Here is a 21,159-nt window from a genome sequence, read left to right on the forward strand (position 1 = left end):
TGCGGTGCGCCGGCGCGCGTGTGCAGTGCTCCGGCGTGCGTACGCGGTGAGCCGGCGCGCGCACGCGGAGCGCGGGGGTGCGTCGTACGCGCATGTGGCGCGGGTTCGGCGTGGGTCCGGTGCGGCCGTGTGCGGCGCGGTCAGTCGCGCTGGTGCCGCAGACGCGCGGAGACCCAGCGGGCCCGGCGGCGCAGGATGTGCGGGATCCCGAGGCGCGCGTCCAGCTCCGGGTCGCGCGGGGCGCCGCTCCTCTCGGGAGGCGGTGCCGCGGCCGAGCGGCGGTTGCGTGCGGCGTCAACATGGTCGTGCGTCCAGCCCATACCCCGACGTGTGCCCGGGGCCCATGGTCCGTAACCGCCCGGGGGACGACCGATCGGCCTATGCGGGAGGCATTTGGCTGATCGTAGGACAACGGCCCCCGCCGGTTCACGTACCTTCCCCCGGACACCCGCCGACTCCGCCTCAGCGGTCCGGCTCGGGGTCCTTCAGCCAGTTGACGAGCTCCGCCGAGAACGCCAACGGGTCCTCCTCGTGCGGGTAGTGGCCGAGGCCGTCGAACAGCCGCCAGCGGTAGGGCGCTTCGACGTACTGGCCGGATCCCGCCGCGCTGCGCGTCCGCATCACCGGGTCGGCGGAGCCGTGCAGATGGAGCGTCGGCACGCGGACGGGCCGCTTCATGCGCCGGTTGAACTGGATGCCGTCCGGGCGGGCCAGCGAGCGGACCATCCACCGGTACGGCTCGATCGAGCAGTGCGCCGTCGACGGGATCGCCATCGCCCGCCGGTACACGCCGAGGGTCTCGTCGTCCGGCTCGCGCGCGCCGGACCACTCCCGGATCAGCCGCTCCACGAGCGCCGCGTCGTCCGCGACCAGCCGCCGCTCGGGCAGCCACGGGCGCTGGAAGCCCCACACGTACGAACCGGCGCGGGTCTGCGCGAAGTCGGAGAGCATCGCCGAGCGCCACCGCCGCGGGTGCGGCATCGACGAGACGGCCAGGCGCCGCACCAGCTTGGGCCGCATCACCGCGGCCGTCCACGCCAGGTAGCCGCCCAGGTCGTGGCCGACCAGCGCCGCGTCCGGCTCGCCCAGGGACCGTACGACGCCCGTGATGTCGAGCGCCAGGTTCGCCGGGTCGTAGCCGCGCGGCGTGCGGTCGCTGCCGCCCACGCCGCGCAGGTCCATCGCCACGGCCCGGAACCCCGCGTCGGCGAGCGCGGGCAGCTGGTGCCGCCAGGTCCACCAGAACTGCGGGAAGCCGTGGAGCAGCAGGACGAGCGGACCGTCGCCCATCTCCGCGATGTGGAACCGCGCCCCGTTGGCGGCCACGTCGCGGTGCGTCCACGGGCCGTCGATCCGGACGGGGCCGCCGGGGGCGCCGGTACTGCTCTCAGGGACGGTCATACGGACGAGCGTGCCACAGCCGCGGCCTTCTCCTGGACGGCGGAGGTGTCGGGACGGGGGTGCGGCTTGACGTTCTGCAGCACCGCGGCGGTCTGCTTCACGGACGCCGCGGTCTTCTGCGGGCCCTTGCCGCGCTTCGCCTTCTTCGCGAACACGGCGCCGACGAGCCCCAGCAGGGCGGCCACGACGACGTTCACGCCGAAGGACAGCAGGAAGCACACCGACAGGTGCCAGCCGGTCCACGCGTGGAAGCCGTACGCGAGCGCGAAGCTCAGCATCGGCAGCGAGAAGAGCAGCACCAGCCCGGCCGCCCCGAACCCCAGGCCGCTGACGGCGCCGCGCTTGACGTCCTGTCGCAGCTGGGACTTGGCCAGCGCGATCTCGTCGTGCACGAGCGCGGACATCTCGGCGGTCGCGGAGGCGACCAACTGACCGAGACTGGGTTCTGCACCGTTCCCGGCGATACCGGTCCTCCCGGCGGGGTCGCTCATCGTCTCGCTCCCTCTCTCCCTCTACGGTCCGACCTCAGATCATGCCGGACGGTCGCCGTTCCCGCGCGCTGCCCCCGCCTGTTCGGCCCGGCGGCGGTGTTCCGCGGCCTTCCGCTCGTAGATCTCGGCGAGGCGGCGGTGGTGCTCGGGGTCGTCGACCTCGTAGACGTCGGGGACGCCGCTCAGGTCCTCGTCGCGCTCCTCCAGCTCGACCAGGGCCCGGTACTTGCGGACGCGGAGCTTCAGCAGGACCGTGGCGATCAGGGCGGCGATCAGCGACCCGGCGAGGACGGCCGCCTTGACCTCGTCGGTCAGCCTCGCGTCGCCCTCGAACGCCAGCTCGCCGATCAGCAGGGAGACGGTGAAGCCGATGCCGGCGAGGGTGGCGACGGCGAACAGGTCCGCCCAGGCCAGGTCCTCGTTGAGCTCGGCGCGGGTGAAGCGGGCGGTCAGCCAGGTGCCGCCGAAGATGCCGATCGCCTTGCCGACCACCAGGCCGAGGACCACACCCAGCGTCTCCGGCTGGGTGAAGACGTCGCCCAGCGCGTCGCCGGACACCGCGACACCGGCCGAGAACAGGGCGAACATCGGTACGGCGAAGCCGGCCGACAGGGGGCGCACCTGGTGTTCGATGCGCTCACCGGGGGAGAGGGCCTCGCCCTCGCGGCGGGTGCAGCGCAGCATCAGGCCCATGGCGACGCCGGCGATGGTGGCGTGGACGCCGCTGTTGTACATCAGGCCCCAGACGACCACGGCGAGCGGCACGTACACGTACCAGCCCCGGACGCCCCTGCGGAGGAGGAACCAGAAGAGGAGCAACCCGACGAGGGCCCCGCCGAGCGCGACGAAGTTCAGGTCGCTGGTGAAGAACACCGCGATGATCAGGATGGCGAAGAGGTCGTCGACGACGGCCAGCGTGAGCAGGAAGGCCCGGAGCGCGGACGGCAGCGACGTGCCGATGACGGCCAGCACGGCGAGCGCGAAGGCGATGTCGGTGGCGGTCGGGACGGCCCAGCCGTCGAAGGAGCCGCCGCCGGTGGCGTTGACCACCAGGTAGACGAGGGCCGGGGCGACCATGCCGCAGAGCGCGGCGACCACGGGCAGCGCGGCGGCCTTGGGGTCGCGCAGCTCGCCCGCGACCATCTCGCGCTTGAGTTCGACGCCTGCGACGAAGAAGAAGATCGCGAGGAGACCGTCGGCGGCCCAGTGCTCGATCGAGAGGTTCAGCCCGAGCGAGGAGGGCCCCACGTGGAACTCGCGGACCGTCTCGTAGCTGTGGCTCAGTGGGGTGTTCGCCCAGACGAGGGCCGCGACGGCGGCGAGGAGCAGCAGGACGCCGCCGACGGTCTCGGTGCGGAGCGCGTCCAGAACGAAGGACCGCTCGGGGAGGGGCAGGAGGCCGAGGACCCTCCGCCCGGTGGTGCTGGTTCCGGCGTTGGTGCTGTTGGTGCTGTTGGTGCTGTTGGTGCTGCCGGTGCTGCCGGTGCTGTTGGGGGTGGTGCCGTTGGTGTCAGGCGTCTTGGGCGCGGCCACGGTACGGAGACCTCCGGTGGTGTCGGCGGACATGGCGAATCACATGCCGACCAGACTTCCCGGCGCCCCTTTGGATTCTTATCGCTTTATTGGTGCGACGCACACCCTACAGGGAGGGCGCGGGGGCTTGTCCGACCATCATCACTTTAAGCGCGGAAAGGGCACCCGGCGCGTCGTCGCCGGGTGCCCTCCGCCATGGCCATGGCCATGGCCATGATTGTCGCTGTGGCCGTCGCTGTGATCTGGTCGTAGCTGTGGCCGTGGAACCGGCGGTCGGTCCTCTCGACCGACGACCGGCCGGCCGGCTGTCCAGCCGACTGGCTGGCTGACCGACCGACCGGCTGGCCTGCCTCAGTCCTCGCTGGGAGCGGCCGGCAGCTTGGCCTGGATGAGGTCCATAACGGATGAATCGGTCAGCGTCGTGACATCACCGAGCTGCCGGTTCTCGGCGACGTCCCGCAGCAGCCGCCGCATGATCTTGCCGGAGCGGGTCTTGGGCAGCTCCGCGACCGGCAGGACGCGCTTCGGCTTGGCGATCGGCCCGAGCGTGGCACCGACGTGGTTGCGCAGGTCCGCGACGAGCGCGTCGGTGTCCGCCTCGGCCTCCGCCGCCACGTTGCCGCGCAGGATCACGAACGCCACGATGGCCTGGCCGGTCGTCTCGTCGGCGGCCCCCACGACGGCGGCTTCGGCGACCTTCGGGTGCGACACGAGCGCGGACTCGACCTCCGTGGTGGAGATGTTGTGGCCCGACACGAGCATCACGTCGTCGACACGGCCGAGCAGCCAGATGTCACCGTCCTCGTCCTTCTTGGCTCCGTCGCCCGCGAAGTACTTGCCCTCGAAGCGGGACCAGTACGTGTCGATGAACCGCTGGTCGTCACCCCAGATGGTGCGCAGCATCGACGGCCACGGCTCCGTGAGGACGAGGTAGCCGCCCCCGCCGTCGGGCACCTCGTTCGCCTCGTCGTCGACGACGGTCGCCGCGATGCCGGGCAGCGGCCGCTGCGCCGAACCGGGCTTGGTCTCCGTCACGCCCGGCAGCGGCGAGATCATCATCGCGCCGGTCTCGGTCTGCCACCAGGTGTCGACGATCGGGCAGCGGCCCCCGCCGATGTGCTCCCGGTACCAGACCCACGCCTCCGGGTTGATCGGCTCGCCCACCGAGCCGAGGACGCGCAGGCTCGACAGGTCGAACTTGGCGGGGATGTCGTCGCCCCACTTCATGAACGTCCGGATCGCGGTCGGCGCCGTGTAGAGGATCGTGACGCCGTACTTCTGCACGATCTCCCAGAACCGGCCCTGGTGCGGCGTGTCCGGCGTGCCCTCGTACATGACCTGCGTCGCGCCGTTGGCCAGCGGTCCGTACACGATGTACGAGTGACCGGTGACCCAGCCGATGTCGGCGGTGCACCAGTAGACGTCGGTCTCCGGCTTCAGGTCGAAGACGGCGTGGTGCGTGTACGCCGCCTGCGTGAGGTAGCCGCCGGAGGTGTGGAGGATGCCCTTCGGCTTACCGGTGGTGCCGGAGGTGTAGAGGATGAACAGCGGGTGCTCCGCCTCGAACGCCTCGGGCGCGTGCTCGGCGCTCTGCCGGTCGACGATCTCGTGCCACCAGACGTCCCGCCCCTCGGTCCAGGCCACGTCCTGTCCGGTGCGGCGCACCACGAGCACGCGCTCGACCCCGTCGACCCGGCCCAGGGCCTCGTCGACGGCGGGCTTCAGGGCGGAGGGCTTGCCGCGCCGGTAACCGCCGTCGGCCGTGATGACCACCTTGGCGTCGGCGTCCTGGATGCGGGCCGCGATGGCGTCCGCCGAGAAGCCGCCGAACACGACGGAGTGCGCCGCGCCGATCCGCGCGCACGCCAGCATGGCCACGGCCGCCTCGGGGATCATCGGCATGTAGACCGCGACCCGGTCGCCCTTGCGGACCCCGAGCTCCGTCAGCGCGTGGGCGGCCCGGCTCACCTCGTCCTTGAGCTGGGCGTACGTGATGGCCCGGCTGTCGCCCGGCTCGCCCTCGAAGTGGATGGCGACCCGGTCGCCGAGTCCCGCCTCCACATGGCGGTCCACACAGTTGTACGCCACGTTGAGCTTGCCGTCGGCGAACCACCTGGCGAAGGGCGGGTTCGACCAGTCGAGCGTCTCGGTGGGCTCGGTGGCCCAGCTGAGACGGCGCGCCTGCTCGGCCCAGAAGCCGAGCCTGTCCGCCGCCGCCTGCTCGTACGCGGCCGCCGTCACATTGGCCTGCGCGGCCAGCTCGGCGGGCGGGGCGAACCGCCGCTCCTCCTTCAGAAGGTTGGCCAAGCTGCTCTCGTTGCTCACGACATCTCCCATTCCCAGGGCGTCCGATGTGTCCCGGTCCATAGCTCACCAGCCGGATGCCCGGGTGACAAGGGTTTCCCGAGCATTGGTTTAGACCTCTCAGGCGGATGGGTGAGGGCGGGACGCGTCGGCCGACACGTGCGGTCAAGCGGCCTCCTCCCCCTCGGCGCCGGAAGGGCGGGGAGGAGAGGGCCACCCACCACCATCACGTCCCCGCCCTGCCGCCGGTTCACCCCGGGAGTCTGTCCGGTGACACCCGGTCGGTCAGGCGCGGACCTCCTCCCGACGCGTCGATCCCTCACCGACCGGTGACACCGGACGGAAGATGTCGTCGGTTCCCTCCCGCTCCAGTAGGTACGCCTGCGCCTCGCCCACGTGGAAGTACATCCCGCGCAGCTCCAGCGTCCCCTCCGCGAGCCGCCTGGCGACCGCCTCGTGCTCCTTCAGGCGTTCCAACTGTTCCACCACGTTCGTCAGGCACAGCTGCTCCACCGTGTCGGCGAGCGGTCGCCCCGCCAGCCGCGGCGACACCCTCCCCTCGCCGCGCATCCGCTCCAGGCTCGGCAGCCCGTGCCGGAGCCACCGCCGCAGCGGGGACTGCGGCGGCCGCGCGGACGGCGACGGGTCGGTGGCGAGCAGCGCCTGCATCGCGCCGCAACCGGAGTGCCCGCACACCGTGATCGACCCCACTCGCAGCACGTCCACGGCGTACTCGATCGCGGCGGCCACCGAGTCGTCGCCGCTCTCCGCTCCGGGGAGGGGTACGAGGTTGCCGATGTTCCGCACGGTGAACAGGTCGCCCGGGCCGTTCGCCGTGATCATGCCGGTCACCAGCCGGGAGTCCGCGCAGGCCAGGAAGAGCTGCGGAGGCCGCTGCCCCTCGCGGGCCGGCTCGTCCCGTACGCGCGGCGAGGTGATCCGCAGGAGCGAGCTCAACCCGCTCGCCAGTCGACTCCCCTTCACCGCGCCGCTCTCCACCGGAAGCTCTCCGCGCAGGTGATTGCGCCAGGACGCCCGGGGCCGGCAGCACGTGTGCCCCTCGGCGGCCGGATCCGCGGTGCACGTACCGGACCGGTCGGTCAGCTCCGCATGGCCGCCGTGTGCCGACTGCGATGCCTGCCAGTCGTGCAGCGTCTCGTACGCGGCGTGGTCCATGAAGGACCCGTCCAGCTCGACCACCACCCGCGCGTCCGCCGGGATCTGGTGCAGCGTCCGGCTCAGCCGGGGCACGGCCAGGAACGTCAGTTGCCCCCGCACCCGCACGTGCTCCACGCCGTCCCGCTGCTCACGGGTGATCCGCGTCCCGGTCAGCCGGTGGAGGGCCGTCCCCGTCGCCACGGCGATCCCGATGGCCACGCCCTCGAGGACCCCGAGCAGGACGACACCCGCCACGGTCGCCGCGTACACCAGCACCTCGCGGTGGTGGGTGATCTTCCGTACGTGGGTGATGTTCACCATCTGGATGCCGACCACCATCACCAGCGCGGCCAGCGCCGGCAGCGGGATCAGCTCCAGCACGGGGACGAGCAGCAGGGTCGCCAGGACCACCCAGAAGCCGTGCAACATCGTGGAGTTCCGGCTGACCGCCCCCGACGCGACGTTGGCGGAGCTGCGGACGGCGACCCCGGTGATCGGCAGTCCGCCGAGGGAGCCCGACACGATGTTCCCGATGCCCTGTCCGGCGAGCTCCCGGTCGAGCCGCGCGCGCGGAACCGGTACCGACGGCTGCTTGCGGGCCGCGACCAGCTTGTCCACGGCCACCGCCGACAGCAGTGACTCGACGCTGGCGACCAGGGTGATGGTGAGCACACCGGCGATCAGCCCCAGCACCGGCCCCTCGGGCAGCCCCGGCAGCGCGTGGCTGTGCCACGAGGGCAGGTCCACCCTCGGCAGGGCCAGTCCCGCGAGGGACGCCGTCATCGCCGCGGTGGCGACCGCGACCAGCGCGGCCGGCACCACGCGCACGGCCTTTCCCCAGCGCCCCGGAAGCCGCGGCCACATGAGCAGCACCGCGATCGTGAGGGCGCTGACCGACAGCGAGGCCGGGTGCGGGTCCGCCAACTGGAGGGGGAGCTCTAGGGCGTTGTCGACGGCCGAGCTCTGCGGCGTACCGCCGAGGACGATGTGGAGCTGGGCGAGGGCGATCGTCACGCCGATGCCGGCCAGCATCCCGTGCACGATGGCGGGTGAGACGGCGAGTGCCGAACGTGCCACGCGCAGGGCGGACAGGGCGAGTTGGGTGAGCCCGGCCAGAGCGGTGATCGCGCAGGTGGTGCGCCATCCGTACTGCTGGATCAGCTCGGCCGTCACCACGGTCAGCCCGGCCGCCGGACCGCTGACCTGGATCGGCGCGCCGCCGAACCGGCCGACGACGATGCCGCCGACGGCCGCGGCCACGAGCCCCGCCTGGAGCGGGGCGCCGGTGGCGAGCGCGATGCCGAGGGAGAGGGGCAGGGCGATCAGGAACACCGCGATGGACGCGGACAGGTCGGAACCCGCGATCCGGAAGCTTCGGCGGGTCGGCGGAAGGCCGTGCTCTTCGGGAAGGTCGGAGCCACCGGCTGGTCGGTCGGCCGGAGGGTCGGCGTCGTTCGTGCGCGGAGTGGTGTAAGAGCTCACGGTTCCCGTCTCCTCATGGACTTGAGTGGTCGCTGGACGTCCGAGACAACGTGGGGAACAAGGCCGCGGCGGAGGCGCCGACAGGCGAGGCCAACTCAGGAGATTGCCAACTCTCGGTAAACGAACAGTAATGCAGAGTAAAGAAAAAGGCATTAAATTCTGGGCGAACGGAGCAAAGTTTCACCCGGTGAGGTGATTAGTCGTTCTATACGGCTCGTCATACCGTCCGTGCCCGGCTTCCGATGCGACGTTGGCGGCGCTCGCACAGGAACCCGGCGAAACGGAAGGGTGGGCCGATGAGGGCTGTCAGGAAGAGGATCACTGTCGGCGCCGTCGCGGCGGCGCTGATCACCGGTTTGGCGGGGTGCGGTGGCTCCGACGAGCCGTCCGGGGCCGGCGCCCGGGGACCCGAGAAGGGGGCCGGACCGCCCCAGAACCGCGTTCGGCTGATCGGTGACGGCTCCACCGCCTACACCGGTGCCCAGCCGGGCCTCAGCAAGCCCACCCGCCTGGTACCGGGTCAACGGCCCCCGCAGTTCGTCGTCTTCTCGTGGGACGGCGCAGGAGAGGACAGTCAGAAGCTGTTCTCCCACTTCCGCGGCGTCGGCAAGCGGTACGGCGCGACGATGACGTACTTCCTCAGCGGCGTGTACCTCCTCCCCGAGGAGAAGGCCGCCCTCTACAGCCCGCCCGGCCACGCCCCCGGCCGCTCCGACATCGGCTTCAACGACACCGAGGGCATCCGCGACACCGTGCGCGAGCTCCGTGGGGCCTGGCTGGAGGGCAACGAGATCGGGACGCACTTCAACGGGCACTTCTGCGGCCCGGAGGGGGGCGTCGGAACCTGGTCCGTCGAGGACTGGAAGAGCGAGATCGCCCAGGCCAAGTCCTTCGTGAAGAACTGGAAGACCAACTCCGGCCTGGTGAACGAGAAGCCACTCCCCTTCGACTACGACAAGGAGCTCATCGGGGCCCGGACCCCCTGCCTCGAAGGCCGTGACAACTTCGTGCGCGCCGCGAGCGAACTGGGCTTCCGCTACGACACCAGCGGCGTCAACAACCAGGTCTGGCCCAAGAAGGACGGGTCCCTGTGGGACCTGTCCATGCATCTCGTCCCCATCCCCGGACGGGACTTCGAGACGCTGTCCATGGACTACAACTTCATGGTCAACCAGTCCGGCACCGCCAAGGGCGACCCCGCCATGCACCGGTTCTGGGGCAACCAGATGCGGGACGGCCTGATCCAGGCGTTCAACCGCTCGTACCAGGGCAACCGCGCGCCCCTGATCATCGGGAACCACTTCGAGTCCTGGAACGGCGGCACGTACATGCGCGCCATTGAGGAAACGATTGCTCACGTCTGCGTGAAGCCCGAGGTCCGCTGCGTGTCGTTCCGTCAGCTCGCCGACTGGCTGGACGTCCAGGACCCGACCGTCCTCGCCAAGCTGCGGACGCTGAAGGTGGGACAGGCGCCGGCCGAGGGCTGGGGCCGCTTCCTCGCCGCCCCGCCGGCGAAGGCCTCGCCGTCGCCCGGCGGCGGGACCGCGGGACAGGCGGCCGCCCGCGTGACGGCGCCGTCCGGTACGCGCCGGGACGGCTAGACCGGCAGCCGCGTCACCGCTTCCCCCAGCACGAAGGCGGGGTCGACCTGCGCGGCCAGGTCGGCACCCGTCTTCGCGTTGCCCCAGCTCTCGGCGTTCTTCAGGTGGAAGTGCACCATCTGGCGCGTGTACCGCTCCCAGTCACGCAGCCCGTACGTCGCGTCGACGGCGTCCCGCAGTACGCGCAGGGCCTCCCGGTTCTCCGGCTCCAGCGCCCCGAACGGGCCGGACCGCCCCTTCTCCATGGACCGCACCCAATTCGACTGCCCGACCGCCACCAGCAGGTCGTCCCCCACCTCGTCCCGCAGGAACTCCAGGTCGTCCCGGCCCTGAACCTTGTTGCCGACGACCTTCAGCGCGACCCCGAAGTCCCGCGCGTACTCGGTGTACTGGCGGTAGACCGAGACGCCCCGCCGCGTCGGTTCGGCCACCAGGAACGTCATGTCGAAGCGGGTGAACAGCCCGGACGCGAACGAGTCCGAACCGGCCGTCATGTCGACGACGACGTACTCGTCGGGACCGTCGACCAGGTGGTTGAGGAACAACTCCACCGCGCCGACCTTCGAGTGGTAGCAGGCCACCCCCAGGTCCGCCTCGGTGAACAGCCCCGTCGCCATGAGCCGGATCACGCCGCCGTCCAGCCGCAGTGGACGGGCGCACGCCTCGTACACCGGGTTGTCCTCGCGGACGCGCAGCAGCCGTGAACCCTCACCGGGCGGTGTCGTCTTGATCATCGTGTCGACGGAACTGATCCGCGGATTGCTGCCGCGCAGGTACTGCTTGATCAGCGGCAGGTGCGCGCCCATCGAGGGGAGCGCCGCCGCCTCGTCCTCACCGAGACCGAGCGCGGCCCCGAGGTGCTGGTTGATGTCGGCGTCCACCGCGACCACGGGGGCCTCGGTGCTCGCCAGGTGGCGAATGAAAAGCGAGGACAGCGTCGTCTTGCCGCTGCCGCCCTTCCCAACGAAAGCGATCTTCATGTTCACCTACCGTAGTGGTTCGATGGCGTTGTGTTGCCTTCCCTTATGAGGAACGCCACTGGGGGTGGGTCGGTGTCGCGGGTGCGCGTAGCCTCGCTACTTATGAGTACGCATGCCGCCGACCCACTGGCCGCCCTCGCCGCGCTGCCGGGTGTCCCCGACGCCGTGGACTCCGTGCGCAAGGCCGTCGACCGGGTGTACGGGCACCGCGTGATGCGGCGCCGGAGCAATGAGATCTCCTCGGAAGCCGCCCTGCGCGGTGCGCGCGCCTCGGCGGCGCTGTCCGGCGCGGACTGGGCCCTGGAGGAGGTCCGCAGGCGCAGTGACTTCGGTGCGGACGCGGAGGCGCGAACGGTCGGCGCGGCGCTGAGGCTCGGTGTCGAGGTCGGACAGTTGCTCTCCATCTGGCGACAGTCGCCCCTCCGGGTCCTGGCCAGGCTGCACCTGGTGGCGGCCGGTGACGCGGCGGAGTCCGTGGGCCGGCCGCGGCAGGCCGGTGAGGCGGTCGACGAGCCGCTGGTCGAGGCCCCCCTGCCGGACGCGGCCGAGGTGGCCGCCCGGCTGGACGGCCTCGCGGAGCTGGTCGTCACGGGCACGTCCGCCCCGGCGCTCGTCACGGCCTCCGTGGTGCACGGTGAACTGCTGGCGCTGCGGCCCTTCACCTCGTACAGCGGTCTGGTGGCGCGGGCCGCCGAGCGCCTGGTGCTGATCGGCAGCGGCCTCGACCCCAAGGCGATCTGCCCGGCCGAGGTCGGCCACGCCGAACTGGGCCGCGCCGCGTACGTCGCCGCCTTCGACGGCTACCTGTCCGGGACGCCGGAGGGCATGGCCCGGTGGATCGCCCACTGCGGCCGGGCCGTGGAACTCGGCGTCCGGGAGTCGACGGCCGTGTGCGAGGCGCTCCAGCGCGGCGCCGCCTGAGGCGGACGGCGACGCGTCCGGCGTTTTCGGCGGGCGCCGTACCGGCCCCGGTCGAAGGCGAGTGCCGAGCTCCGACAGGGTTGCGGCGGTACCGGTTCCGGTACCGCCGCTGGCACTTCCGCCGAGTTACCATGCGTCCTCGTTATGTGCCCATCAGGCGGGGAACTCCGCCCTACGCCTGGTGCGGCTGGCCCGTAATCGACGGGTCGACGTCGCGTGGGTGCTCAGTTTCCGTGCTGTTCGGTCCGTGGGGCCTTCCTGCTCAACAGATGATCCTCTCGGATGTCCTCGGTCTCGCGGGCCGTAACTCCTTTGTACTACCGGGGCCCGTGAAGCGAAAGACTTGACCGAATATCTTTACTTTTGCCTTCAAATACGGACAAGTCTCATGGAAGGCCCGGTTTTCATCGACGCCGACTGGCGGCGCCTGCTCGCGTACCAGACGAGCCCTGCCGTGGCCGCCGCGGCGCCGATCGCCGCGGCGGCCATCAGTGCCGGCCGCGGCGGCATCCGGAACGAGGGGAACCGCTGCTTCAGTCGGACGGGACGGTTGAAGACGAGGACCGGCCACTCCCGTGCCACCGCCTCCCGGCGCAGCACCCGGTCCGGGTTCACCGCGTGCGGGTGCCCGACCGCCTCCAGCATCGGCAGGTCCGTCGCCGAGTCGCTGTACGCGTAGCACCGCGACAGGTCGTACCCCTCCGACGCGGCCAGCTCCCGTACCGCCTCGGCCTTGGTGGGGCCGTAGGCGTAGTACTCCACCTCCCCCGTGAAGCAGCCGTCGTCGCCGACCACCATCCGGGTGGCGACCACGCGGTCCGCGCCCAGCATCTCGCCGATCGGCTCCACCACCTCGGCGCCGGAAGTGGAGACGATCACCACGTCCCGGCCGGCGGCGTGGTGCTCCTCGATGAGTGAGGCGGCCTCGTCGTAGATGATCGGATCGATCAGCTCGTGCAGCGTCTCGGCCACCAGCTCTCTGACCTGCTGGACGTTCCAGCCCTTGCAGAGCCTGGAGAGGTAGGCGCGCATCCGCTCCATCTGGTCGTGGTCGGCGCCGCCCGCGAGGAAGACGAACTGCGTGTACGCGGTGCGCAGCGCGTCGCGGCGGTTGATCAGGCCGCCCTGGTAGAAGGACTTGCCGAAGGTCAGCGTCGATGACTTCGCAATGACCGTCTTGTCCAGGTCGAAGAAGGCCGCCGTGCGAGGCGAGGAGTGGTTTTCCACAAGCCAGAGCATAGGTGCCCGCCATTCGGCGTACGCTGGGGCGTGTGGGTTTGCCTGAGAAGGCTCTCGGGTACACCATGGAAGTCACGGATCGTTCGCGACCGTGCTAACCCGGACCGGCTCCTCCCCCCCCGAGTCGGCCGGAGAGACGACCCCCGCTCTCCCCCCCGGCGGGGGTCGTCGCATGTCCAAAGGGGTTTTCGCCCGCTGGTCCCGCTTCGGCATCCCCATCTCGTCTCCTTCGCGCTTCTGTGGCACCGGCCCCGGCCCGCCACTCGTCATCACTCAGAGTAGTCGAAGTGCTGCTCTATGGAAGTCGCTGGTATGGGTGATCGAGATATTCACAAGCGGTGGGTTGTCCACAGTTTTTGAACAAGATCCACTTTATTTCCAGAACCCCGTCACTGTGTTTCCGGCCGCGAAGCCGTGACGCGGAATCGCAGATCTCCCCGTCACGCCGGTGCGGCGCGACTCGGCGCCCGTGCGCGCCGAAAGCCGCGCGACCGCCGTGTGGACGGCGCGTGCGCACGACACGCGGGACGAAGTGCGGACACGGCGCCGGACGGGCGCCGTGGACAAGCGGAAGAGGGGGGCGGAGACCATGGCGGACTCCAGGACGTGTGACCGGACGCCGGACGTAGAGGGCCGACGGGCGGAGCCACTGATCGTGACCGAGGACGTCGAACTGCTCGACGACCTGCTCAGGCTGTGCGCCGCCGCGGGCTGCCAACCCGTGGTGCACCACGGGCCACCGGACCGCAAGACCGTGTGGGACGCGGCACCGCTGGTCATCGTCGGCGACGACGCGGCGGCACGCTGCCGGGGGATGTCACGCCGATCGGGTGTGCTGCTCGTGGGCCGGGACCAGGACGACGCCGGCGTGTGGCGGCGGGCCGTGGAGATCGGAGCGGACTGCGTCCTGCGGCTCCCGGACGCGGAGAGCTGGCTCGTCGACCGGATCGCCGATGTCGTCGAGGGCGTCGGACGGCAGGCGCTGACCGTCGGTGTGCTGGGCGGTCGCGGAGGGGCGGGAGCGTCGACCCTGGCGTGCGCCCTGGCCGTCAGCGCCGCTCGCGGTGGGCACCGCGCGATGCTCGTCGACGGCGACCCGCTCGGAGGCGGACTCGACGTCCTCCTCGGAGCCGAACGGGAGGAAGGGCTGCGCTGGCCGGATTTCGCCGCTTCCAAGGGGCGGGTCGCCGGCGCGGCGCTCGAGGAGTCCCTGCCGTCGCCGCGCGGCCTGCGCGTGCTGAGCTGGGACCGGGGCGACACCGCGGTGGTCCCACCCGAAGCCATGCGGTCCGTGCTCGCGGCGGCGCGCCGACGGGGCGGTGTCGTGGTGGTCGACCTGCCGCGCCGGGTCGACGACGCCACCGTCGAGGCGCTCGCCCAGGTCGACATGGGGCTGCTCGTCGTGCCGGGAGAGTTGAGGGCGGTCGCCGCGGCGAAGCGGGTGGCGTCCATGGTGGGCATGGTCCTCGACGACCTGCGCGTGGTGGCGCGCGGCCCGTACGCCGCCGGGGTCGACGAGGCGTGGATCGCCCAGGTGCTGGGGTTGCCGCTCGCCGGGGAACTGCCCGAGGAACCGCGGCTCCGGGCGACGCTGGACGGCGGAACCCCGCCCGGCGGCAGCGCCTCCGGTCCACTGGGGCGGTTCTGCTCCGCGTTCTGGGAGCGGGTGCTCGCCCCGGAGGCCGTGTCGTGACCGTCGGACTGCTGGAGGCCGTACGGCAGCGGCTCGCCGAGAGCGGCACCGAACCGACACCGGCCGGGGTGGCGGCGGCACTACGGGCCCAGGGAAGGCTCCTGGGCGACACCCAGGTCCTGGGTACGGCGGAGGAACTGCGCTGCGAACTGGTGGGCACCGGGCCGCTGGAGCCGCTGCTCGCCGACCCCGCGGTCACCGACGTGCTGGTGTCCGCGCCGGACCGCGTGTGGGTGGACCGGGGCGACGGCCTGGAACTGTCCGGCGTCTCGTTCCCCGACGCCGAGGCCGTACGCCGGCTCGCACAGCGGCTCGCGGCGGTGGCGGGCCGGCGCCTCGACGACGCCCGCCCCTGGGTCGACGCCCGGCTGCCGGACGGTACGCGGATGCACGCGGTGCTGCCGCCGATCGCGGTCGGTTCGACGTGCCTGTCCCTGCGCGTGGTACGGCCACGCGCCTTCACCCTCACCGAACTCGTCCGTGCCGGGACGGTGCCGCCACGCGGCGACCACGTCCTGCGGGCACTCGTCGAGAACCGCGTGTCGTACCTGATCAGCGGTGGCACGGGAACGGGGAAGACGACGCTGCTGTCCACGCTCCTCGGGCTCGTCGGGGGACGCGAGCGGATCATTCTGGCAGAGGACTCGGCGGAACTGCGCCCCGACCACCCGCACGTGGTACGGCTGGAGGCCCGCCCACCGAACCAGGAGGGTGCCGGCCGGGTGACCCTTCGCGACTTGGTGCGCCAAGCACTGCGGATGCGACCGGACCGCCTCGTCGTCGGCGAAGTGCGGGGCGCGGAGGTCGCCGACCTGCTCGCCGCCCTGAACACGGGCCACGAAGGCGGGTGCGGGACGGTGCACGCCAACACCGCGGCGGACGTCCCCGCGCGCCTGGAGGCCCTCGGAACGGCCGCGGGGCTCGACCGGGCCGCGCTACACAGCCAGTTGGCCGCCGGCCTGTCCGCCGTGGTGCACCTGGTGCGCGCGCCGGGCAGTCGGCGGCGGGTCGCGGAGGTCCATGTGCTGGAGCGGGGGGCCGACGGGCTGGTCGCCACCGTGCCCGCGCTGCGGTGGGCGCCGACCGGCTTCACCGAGGAACGGGGCTGGGAACGGCTGCGCGCCCTGATCGGGGACGCGCGATGGTGACGGGCCGGCCGGTGCACGCGGCGGCGCTGTACGCGGGCCTGGCGGCGCGGCTCGGCGCGGGACGAGGCCGGGGGCCGCGCCGCGGGAGGCTGCTGTTCGAGGCCGGTGCTGCCCGCGTCGGTCCGCCACCGGCCGGTTGGTGGCCGGGGCGGTCGGCGTCACGGCTCCGGCCGGAGTGGCTGTGCCTCGCGGCCTCGCTCGTACCGGCCCTGCTGGGAGAGTCCCTGTTGCCGCTGCTCGCGGGCGTGGCCGCCGTGCCCCTGGTCGGCGGGTGGCTGCGCGCGCGGGCCCGTGCCCGGGAGCGGGATCGGCGTGCCGACGCTGTGATCGAACTGTGCGCCGCGGTCGCGGCGGAGCTGCGCGCCGGCAGCCAGCCCGCCCAGGCGCTGCGTTTCGCCGCCCGCGCCACCGGGGCGCTGGGAGGTGAAGAGCCCGCCGTCCTGGCCGCCGCGCGGTTCGGCGGTGACGTGCCCGAGGCGCTGCGCTGCGCGGCGAGGGCCGAGGGCGCCGACGGGCTGGCCGGTCTCGGGGCGTGCTGGCAGGTCGCCGTGGACGGTGGTGCGGGACTGGCCGCCGGACTCGACCGGCTGGAGGCGGCGCTGCGCGAGCGACGGGAGCAGCGGGAGCGGCTCCGTGCCCAGTTGTCCGGCGCGTGGGCCACCGTCGTCCTCCTCGCCCTGCTGCCCGTCGCGGGCCTCGCCATGGGAGCCGCCCTCGGCGCCGATCCGCTGGGGGTCCTCTTGCACACCCCGGCCGGTCTCGCCTGCCTCGCGGTCGGCGGGGCCCTGGAAGCGGCGGGGCTGTGGTGGGCCGGGCGGATCGTCAGGGCGGGGGAGGAACCGTGACCGGGGAGACCGGAGAGGTTGTCCACCACCTGTGGACGGCGCTCGTGTTGCTCGCGGGCATCCTGTGGACGGCGTGGGCGGTGGCCCGCGCACGGCGGGTCCGTCGGACACGCGGACGGCTCGCGGCCCTGGTGGCGGCCGAGTGCCCTCGCCGCCCCCGCCCTCGGTGGGCGGGCCGCGTCGCGGCCGTGACACGCCGGTGGGTGGGTCCGGCTGCGGCGGTGACGGCCGGGTGGGTGCTGTTCGGCGGGATCGTCGGCTGCGCGGTCGGCACCGCCGGGGCGTACGCCGTACGGAAGTGGCGCCGCCGCCCCCGCCCCCCGGCCATCGATGCCGAGGCGGCCGGCCGGCTTCCGCTCGCCGCGGAACTGCTCGCGGCGTGCCTCTCGGCCGGGGCCGGGCCCCGTGAAGCGGCGGAGGCGGTCGGCCGGTCGATGGGGGGTCCCGTGGGCGAGCAGCTCATACGGACCGCGGCGGAACTGGCGCTGGGCGGTGACCCGGGAGAGGCGTGGGGACGATTCGGCGGCATCCCGGGTGCGCGGCCACTGGCCCGCTGCCTGGAGCGGGCGGCCACCTCGGGGGCCCCGGCGGCGGCACCGGTGTCCCGGCTGGCCGCGGGACTGCGCGCCGACCGGGCCAGGGCCGCCGCGGCCCGGGCCCAGCGGGCGCAGGTGCTGATCACCGCGCCGGTGGGGCTGTGCTTCCTGCCCGTTTTCCTCGCGGTCGGCGTCGCGCCGGTCGTGATCGGGCTGGCCGGCCGGCTGCTGTGAGGGACACCGGCCCCTGGAGCCGGTGGCAAGGACACGAGTGGTACGAGACGAGGAGGTCGCCGTGTGGCACCGGATGGCGGAATGGACGAAGCGGCGCTGGACGAAGGCCCGGACGGGCATGCGACGGGACGCCGGCATGAACACGGCCGAGTACGCGATGGGCACGATCGCCGCGTGCGCCTTCGCGGCCGTGCTGTACAAGGTCGTGACGAGCGACGTCGTGTCGTCAGGACTGCGGTCGACGATCGAGAGGGCGCTCGATGCCCCGTTCTGAGAGGCCCCGCTCTGGGACGAAGCCCCGCTCTGGGACGAAGCCCCGCTCTGGGACGAGGTCCCGCTCTGGGACGAGGTCCCGGCTCCCGGTGGCGCGCGGACCGGGGCTCGGTGACGGCGGAGGCGGCCCTGGCCGTGCCCGCGTTGGTGGTGTTCACGACGGCGCTGCTCTGGGGGCTCGTCGCGGCGGCCGCGCAGATCCAGTGCGTGGACGCGGCGCGCGCCGGGGCGCGGGCGGTGGCCCGGTCGGAGCCGGAGGCGTCGGCGGTGGAAGCGGCCCGGGCGGCCGCACCGGAGGGGGCGCGGGTGGCGGTGGAACGCGTGGGCGACCTGTGGCGGGTACGGGTCGAGGCGCCCGCGCCGGGGCCCGCAGCCTGGGGACTGGCCCTCCGCGCCGAGGCGGCCGCCCTCGCGGAGGACGCGGTGGGCGACACGGCCACGCGGGACGGTCCCTGAGGCGCGGCGACCGGGGCTCCGCGAGCGTGTGGACGGCCGTGGCAGCGGGCGCGCTGTGTGCCGTGTTCGCCGCCGTACTCGCCCTGGGCCAGGCTGTGGCGGCTCGGCACCGGGCGGGCGGCGCGGCCGACCTGGCGGCCCTCGCGGCGGCCGATCACGCCCTGCGGGGCGCCGGGACCGCCTGCGACGCCGCCGTCCGGGTCGCCCGGGCGCAGCGGGCGGAGGTGGTGCGGTGCACCCTGCGGGGAGAGATCGCGGAGGTGGCGGCGCAGGCGAGGTTCGGCCCGTACGCCCCGGTGGTCAGGTCACGGGCGGGCCCTCCGGAGGCGTGGCCGGCCCCGGCGGGTCCTGCGGAGCCCCCCGGAGGAGCTCGGTGAGGAGACGCACGGCGGCGCGCTTGTGCAACGGGTCGTTGCCGTTGCCGCACTTGGGTGACTGGATGCACGACGGGCAGCCCGCGTCGCACTCGCACGACGCGATCGCCTCACGGGTCGCGCCCAGCCAGGCGCGGGCGGTGTGGAAGGCCCGCTCGGCGAACCCGGCACCGCCCGGATGGCCGTCGTAGACGAACACCGTCGGCAGCAGCGTGTCGGGGTGGAGCGGGACGGACACTCCGCCGATGTCCCAGCGGTCGCAGGTGGCGAACAGCGGCAGCAGACCGATCGAGGCGTGCTCGGCGGCGTGGAGCGCCCCGCCCAACTGCTCCGGGTTCACCCGGGCCGCGTCCAGCTGGTCCTCGGTGACCGTCCACCACACCGCCCGGGTGCGCAGGGTGCGCGGCGGCAGGTCGAGCTTGGTCTCACCGAGGACCTCGCCGGTCAACAGACGGCGGCGGAGGAAGGAGACGACCTGGTTGGTGACCTCGACGGAGCCGTAGCAGAGACGGCCGCTCCCCCACGGGATCCCGGTGTCGGTCTCCAGGACGGAGATGGAGGTGGTGTCGCGGGCGGTGGTGGAGTACGGCGGGTCGGCCTGTTCGACGAGGGCGACCGACTCCTCCAGATCGAGGTGGCGCACCAGGTACGTGCGGCCCTGGTGGAGGTGGACGGCCCCCTCGTGGACGGTGGTGTGGGCGGCCGAGGCGTCCACGGTGCCGAGGAGGCGCCCCGTGCCCTCCTCGACGATCTGGACGGGGCTGCGGCCCTCGCCCCGGATGTCGGCGAGGTCGGCGGCCCGCTCGCGGCGCGTCCAGTACCAGCCGGAGGCCCGCCGCCGCAGCAGCCCCGCGGCCTCCAGCTGTGGCAGCAGCTCCGGGGCGGACGGGCCGAACAACGCCAGGTCGTCGTCGGAGAGCGGCGACTCGGCCGCCGCCGCGCACAGGTGCGGGGCCAGGACGTAGGGGTTGTCGGGGTCCAGGACGGTGGACTCCACCGGGCGGCGGAACAGTGCCTCCGGGTGGTGGACGAGGTAGGTGTCCAGGGGGTCGTCGCGGGCGACCAGCACCGCCAGGGCGCCCTCGCCGGACCGTCCGGCGCGACCCGCCTGCTGCCACAGGGAGGCGCGGGTGCCCGGGTAGCCGGCGATGAGGACCGCGTCCAGCCCCGACACGTCGATGCCCAGTTCCAGGGCGGTGGTCGCGGCGAGGCCGAGGAGCTCGCCGGAGTGCAGCGCCCGCTCCAGGGCGCGGCGCTCCTCGGGGAGGTAGCCGCCCCGGTAGGCGGCGACCCTGCGGGCGAGGAAGCGGTCGACCTCGGCGAGCCGCTCCTGCGCGATGACCGAGATCAGCTCGGCGCCCCGCCGGGAGCGGACGAAGGCGACCGAGCGGACGCCCTGCACCGCCAGGTCGGCCAGGAGGTCGGCGGTCTCGGCCGTCGCGGTGCGCCGGACGGGGGCACCGTTCTCGCCCTCCAGTTCGGTGAGCGGTGGTTCCCACAGGGCGAAGACGAGCTCGCCGCGCGGTGACGCGTCGTCGGCCACCTCGCGGACGGGCAGGCCGGTGAGGCGGCTCGCGGCGACGGCCGGTTCGGCGGCGGTGGCCGAGGCGAGGAGGAACACCGGGTCGGAGCCGTACCGGGCGCACAGGCGGCGCAGCCGCCGCAGCACCTGTGCGACATGGGAGCCGAAGACCCCCCGGTACGTGTGGCATTCGTCGATCACGACGTAGCGCAGCGCGCGCAGGAAGGAGGCCCAGCGCGGATGGGACGGGAGTATGCCCCGGTGGAGCATGTCGGGGTTGGTCAGCACGTAGTTCGCGTACTGGCGGACCCACTCGCGCTCTTCGACCGGCGTGTCCCCGTCGTACACGGCCGGGCGGATCCGATTGCCGAGCGGGGCCGAGAGGGACCGCACGGCGCGCCGCTGGTCGGCGGCCAGCGCCTTGGTGGGGGACAGGTACAACGCGGTGGTGCCCCGGCCGTTCGCCGCCTCGGAGCCGTCCAGGAGCGTCGTCAGGACGGGCGCGAGGTAGGCGAGGGACTTCCCGGACGCCGTGCCCGTGGCGATCACCACCGACTCGCCGTCCAGGGCGTGCTCGGCGGCGGTCGCCTGGTGGGTCCACGGATGGCCGACACCGGCCTGGTGAATGGCATCGATCACTTCCGGCCGGACGCGATCCGGCCAGACGGCATGGCGTCCCTCTCTCGGGGGCAGGTGCTCCGTATGAGTGATGCGCGCAGCCCGGTTCGCCCGCGCGGCGAGCCGATCGAGGACCGTACCGGGGGAGGGGCGGGCGTCCCCGTTCTCGGGGGAACGACTGGGGCGGTGATTCCTGGCCATCGGCACCGAGTGTGTCACCGGCGTGACGGACAATGCTCCCAAGGCGTCGTGCATGGTTGCTGGTAAGTGATTGAATGCCATCGCGGCTGGCGATCCGTCCCCTGACTCCGTCGGGGAGACCCGGGGGCGACCGCTCGATAGCAAGGTGC

The 21,159-nt window shown here is 72.7% G+C and carries 18 protein-coding genes; 9 read left to right on the plus strand and 9 right to left on the minus strand.

The annotated features are described in order from the left end of the window. Positions 1–140: 140 nt before the first annotated feature. The 6 genes from RND61_RS22600 to RND61_RS22625 all read right to left on the minus strand — a co-directional run bounded on the left by RND61_RS22600 (position 141) and on the right by RND61_RS22625 (position 8,369). Positions 141–320, minus strand: a complete 180-nt coding sequence (locus RND61_RS22600) for a hypothetical protein (RefSeq protein ID WP_315879875.1) — start codon at positions 318–320, stop codon at positions 141–143. A 142-nt stretch (positions 321–462) separates the two neighbouring features. Beyond that, a complete protein-coding gene (locus RND61_RS22605) occupies positions 463–1,401 on the minus strand; it encodes an alpha/beta fold hydrolase (RefSeq protein WP_315879876.1) in 939 nt (312 codons plus the stop codon). Next, positions 1,398–1,892, minus strand: a complete 495-nt coding sequence (locus RND61_RS22610) for a phage holin family protein (RefSeq protein WP_315879877.1) — start codon at positions 1,890–1,892, stop codon at positions 1,398–1,400. The genes RND61_RS22605 and RND61_RS22610 overlap by 4 nt, the downstream gene beginning before the upstream one ends. Positions 1,893–1,931: 39 nt before the next feature. Continuing rightward, complete coding sequence (nhaA, locus tag RND61_RS22615; protein ID WP_315879878.1) at positions 1,932–3,458, minus strand: Na+/H+ antiporter NhaA; 1,527 nt, start codon at positions 3,456–3,458, stop codon at positions 1,932–1,934. A gap of 318 nt (positions 3,459–3,776) precedes the next feature. Beyond that, complete coding sequence (gene acs, locus RND61_RS22620; RefSeq protein WP_315879879.1) at positions 3,777–5,792, minus strand: acetate--CoA ligase; 2,016 nt, start codon at positions 5,790–5,792, stop codon at positions 3,777–3,779. A 222-nt stretch (positions 5,793–6,014) separates the two neighbouring features. Beyond that, positions 6,015–8,369, minus strand: coding sequence for a bifunctional SulP family inorganic anion transporter/carbonic anhydrase (locus RND61_RS22625; protein WP_315879880.1), 2,355 nt, complete (start codon positions 8,367–8,369; stop codon positions 6,015–6,017). 296 nt (positions 8,370–8,665) lie between these two features. Between RND61_RS22625 and RND61_RS22630 the strand changes: the two genes are divergently transcribed. Then, entirely contained in the window at positions 8,666–9,970 is a 1,305-nt protein-coding gene (locus RND61_RS22630) for a hypothetical protein (RefSeq protein ID WP_315879881.1), read from the plus strand. On the opposite strand, the gene RND61_RS22635 is transcribed toward RND61_RS22630, so the two are convergent. Continuing rightward, positions 9,967–10,950, minus strand: a complete 984-nt coding sequence (locus RND61_RS22635) for an ATP-binding protein (protein WP_315879882.1) — start codon at positions 10,948–10,950, stop codon at positions 9,967–9,969. The genes RND61_RS22630 and RND61_RS22635 overlap by 4 nt on opposite strands. Positions 10,951–11,052: 102 nt before the next feature. Between RND61_RS22635 and RND61_RS22640 the strand changes: the two genes are divergently transcribed. Continuing rightward, complete coding sequence (locus tag RND61_RS22640; RefSeq protein ID WP_315879883.1) at positions 11,053–11,871, plus strand: oxidoreductase; 819 nt, start codon at positions 11,053–11,055, stop codon at positions 11,869–11,871. Positions 11,872–12,240: 369 nt separating this feature from the next. Here the strand turns inward: RND61_RS22640 and RND61_RS22645 are convergent, their stop codons facing one another. Next, positions 12,241–13,110, minus strand: coding sequence for an HAD family hydrolase (locus RND61_RS22645; RefSeq protein ID WP_315879884.1), 870 nt, complete (start codon positions 13,108–13,110; stop codon positions 12,241–12,243). Positions 13,111–13,699: 589 nt separating this feature from the next. Between RND61_RS22645 and ssd the strand changes: the two genes are divergently transcribed. The 7 genes from ssd to RND61_RS22680 all read left to right on the plus strand — a co-directional run bounded on the left by ssd (position 13,700) and on the right by RND61_RS22680 (position 18,672). Further along, positions 13,700–14,803 (plus strand): septum site-determining protein Ssd, encoded by a 1,104-nt coding sequence (gene ssd / locus RND61_RS22650; RefSeq protein ID WP_315879885.1) that lies wholly within the window; start codon positions 13,700–13,702, stop codon positions 14,801–14,803. Continuing rightward, entirely contained in the window at positions 14,800–15,951 is a 1,152-nt protein-coding gene (locus RND61_RS22655; protein ID WP_315879886.1) for a TadA family conjugal transfer-associated ATPase, read from the plus strand. Before ssd ends, RND61_RS22655 begins: the two co-directional genes overlap by 4 nt. Then, on the plus strand, positions 15,945–16,796 hold the full coding sequence (locus tag RND61_RS22660; protein ID WP_315879887.1) for a type II secretion system F family protein: 852 nt from the start codon (positions 15,945–15,947) through the stop codon (positions 16,794–16,796). The genes RND61_RS22655 and RND61_RS22660 overlap by 7 nt, the downstream gene beginning before the upstream one ends. Further along, positions 16,793–17,566, plus strand: a complete 774-nt coding sequence (locus RND61_RS22665) for a type II secretion system F family protein (protein WP_391653931.1) — start codon at positions 16,793–16,795, stop codon at positions 17,564–17,566. The genes RND61_RS22660 and RND61_RS22665 overlap by 4 nt, the downstream gene beginning before the upstream one ends. 73 nt (positions 17,567–17,639) lie before the next feature. After that, positions 17,640–17,840 (plus strand): DUF4244 domain-containing protein, encoded by a 201-nt coding sequence (locus RND61_RS22670; RefSeq protein ID WP_315879922.1) that lies wholly within the window; start codon positions 17,640–17,642, stop codon positions 17,838–17,840. Positions 17,841–17,950: 110 nt separating this feature from the next. Continuing rightward, positions 17,951–18,295 carry a TadE family type IV pilus minor pilin gene (locus RND61_RS22675; protein WP_391653933.1) on the plus strand — a complete coding sequence of 115 codons (345 nt, stop codon included), beginning with the start codon at positions 17,951–17,953 and terminating at the stop codon, positions 18,293–18,295. A gap of 62 nt (positions 18,296–18,357) precedes the next feature. Then, entirely contained in the window at positions 18,358–18,672 is a 315-nt protein-coding gene (locus tag RND61_RS22680) for an Rv3654c family TadE-like protein (RefSeq protein ID WP_391653934.1), read from the plus strand. Here the strand turns inward: RND61_RS22680 and RND61_RS22685 are convergent. Next, positions 18,596–21,091: a DEAD/DEAH box helicase gene (locus RND61_RS22685; RefSeq protein WP_315879889.1), complete on the minus strand. Its 2,496-nt coding sequence runs from the start codon at positions 21,089–21,091 to the stop codon at positions 18,596–18,598. The two genes, RND61_RS22680 and RND61_RS22685, sit on opposite strands and share 77 nt — an antisense overlap. Between the last annotated feature and the right edge of the window lie 68 nt (positions 21,092–21,159).

This window comes from Streptomyces tamarix (genome assembly GCF_032423885.1).
GTDB lineage: Bacteria > Actinomycetota > Actinomycetes > Streptomycetales > Streptomycetaceae > Streptomyces > Streptomyces tamarix.

Coding starts and splice junctions, on each gene's coding strand:
- RND61_RS22600 (WP_315879875.1), bottom strand. CDS start 320: ATGGGCTGGACGCACGACCATGTTGACGCCGCACGCAACCGCCGCTCG.
- RND61_RS22605 (WP_315879876.1), bottom strand. CDS start 1,401: ATGACCGTCCCTGAGAGCAGTACCGGCGCCCCCGGCGGCCCCGTCCGG.
- RND61_RS22610 (WP_315879877.1), bottom strand. CDS start 1,892: ATGAGCGACCCCGCCGGGAGGACCGGTATCGCCGGGAACGGTGCAGAA.
- nhaA (WP_315879878.1), bottom strand. CDS start 3,458: ATGTCCGCCGACACCACCGGAGGTCTCCGTACCGTGGCCGCGCCCAAG.
- acs (WP_315879879.1), bottom strand. CDS start 5,792: ATGGACCGGGACACATCGGACGCCCTGGGAATGGGAGATGTCGTGAGC.
- RND61_RS22630 (WP_315879881.1), top strand. CDS start 8,666: ATGAGGGCTGTCAGGAAGAGGATCACTGTCGGCGCCGTCGCGGCGGCG.
- RND61_RS22635 (WP_315879882.1), bottom strand. CDS start 10,950: ATGAAGATCGCTTTCGTTGGGAAGGGCGGCAGCGGCAAGACGACGCTG.
- RND61_RS22640 (WP_315879883.1), top strand. CDS start 11,053: ATGAGTACGCATGCCGCCGACCCACTGGCCGCCCTCGCCGCGCTGCCG.
- RND61_RS22645 (WP_315879884.1), bottom strand. CDS start 13,110: ATGCTCTGGCTTGTGGAAAACCACTCCTCGCCTCGCACGGCGGCCTTC.
- ssd (WP_315879885.1), top strand. CDS start 13,700: ATGGCGGACTCCAGGACGTGTGACCGGACGCCGGACGTAGAGGGCCGA.
- RND61_RS22660 (WP_315879887.1), top strand. CDS start 15,945: ATGGTGACGGGCCGGCCGGTGCACGCGGCGGCGCTGTACGCGGGCCTG.
- RND61_RS22670 (WP_315879922.1), top strand. CDS start 17,640: ATGGCGGAATGGACGAAGCGGCGCTGGACGAAGGCCCGGACGGGCATG.
- RND61_RS22685 (WP_315879889.1), bottom strand. CDS start 21,091: ATGGCATTCAATCACTTACCAGCAACCATGCACGACGCCTTGGGAGCA.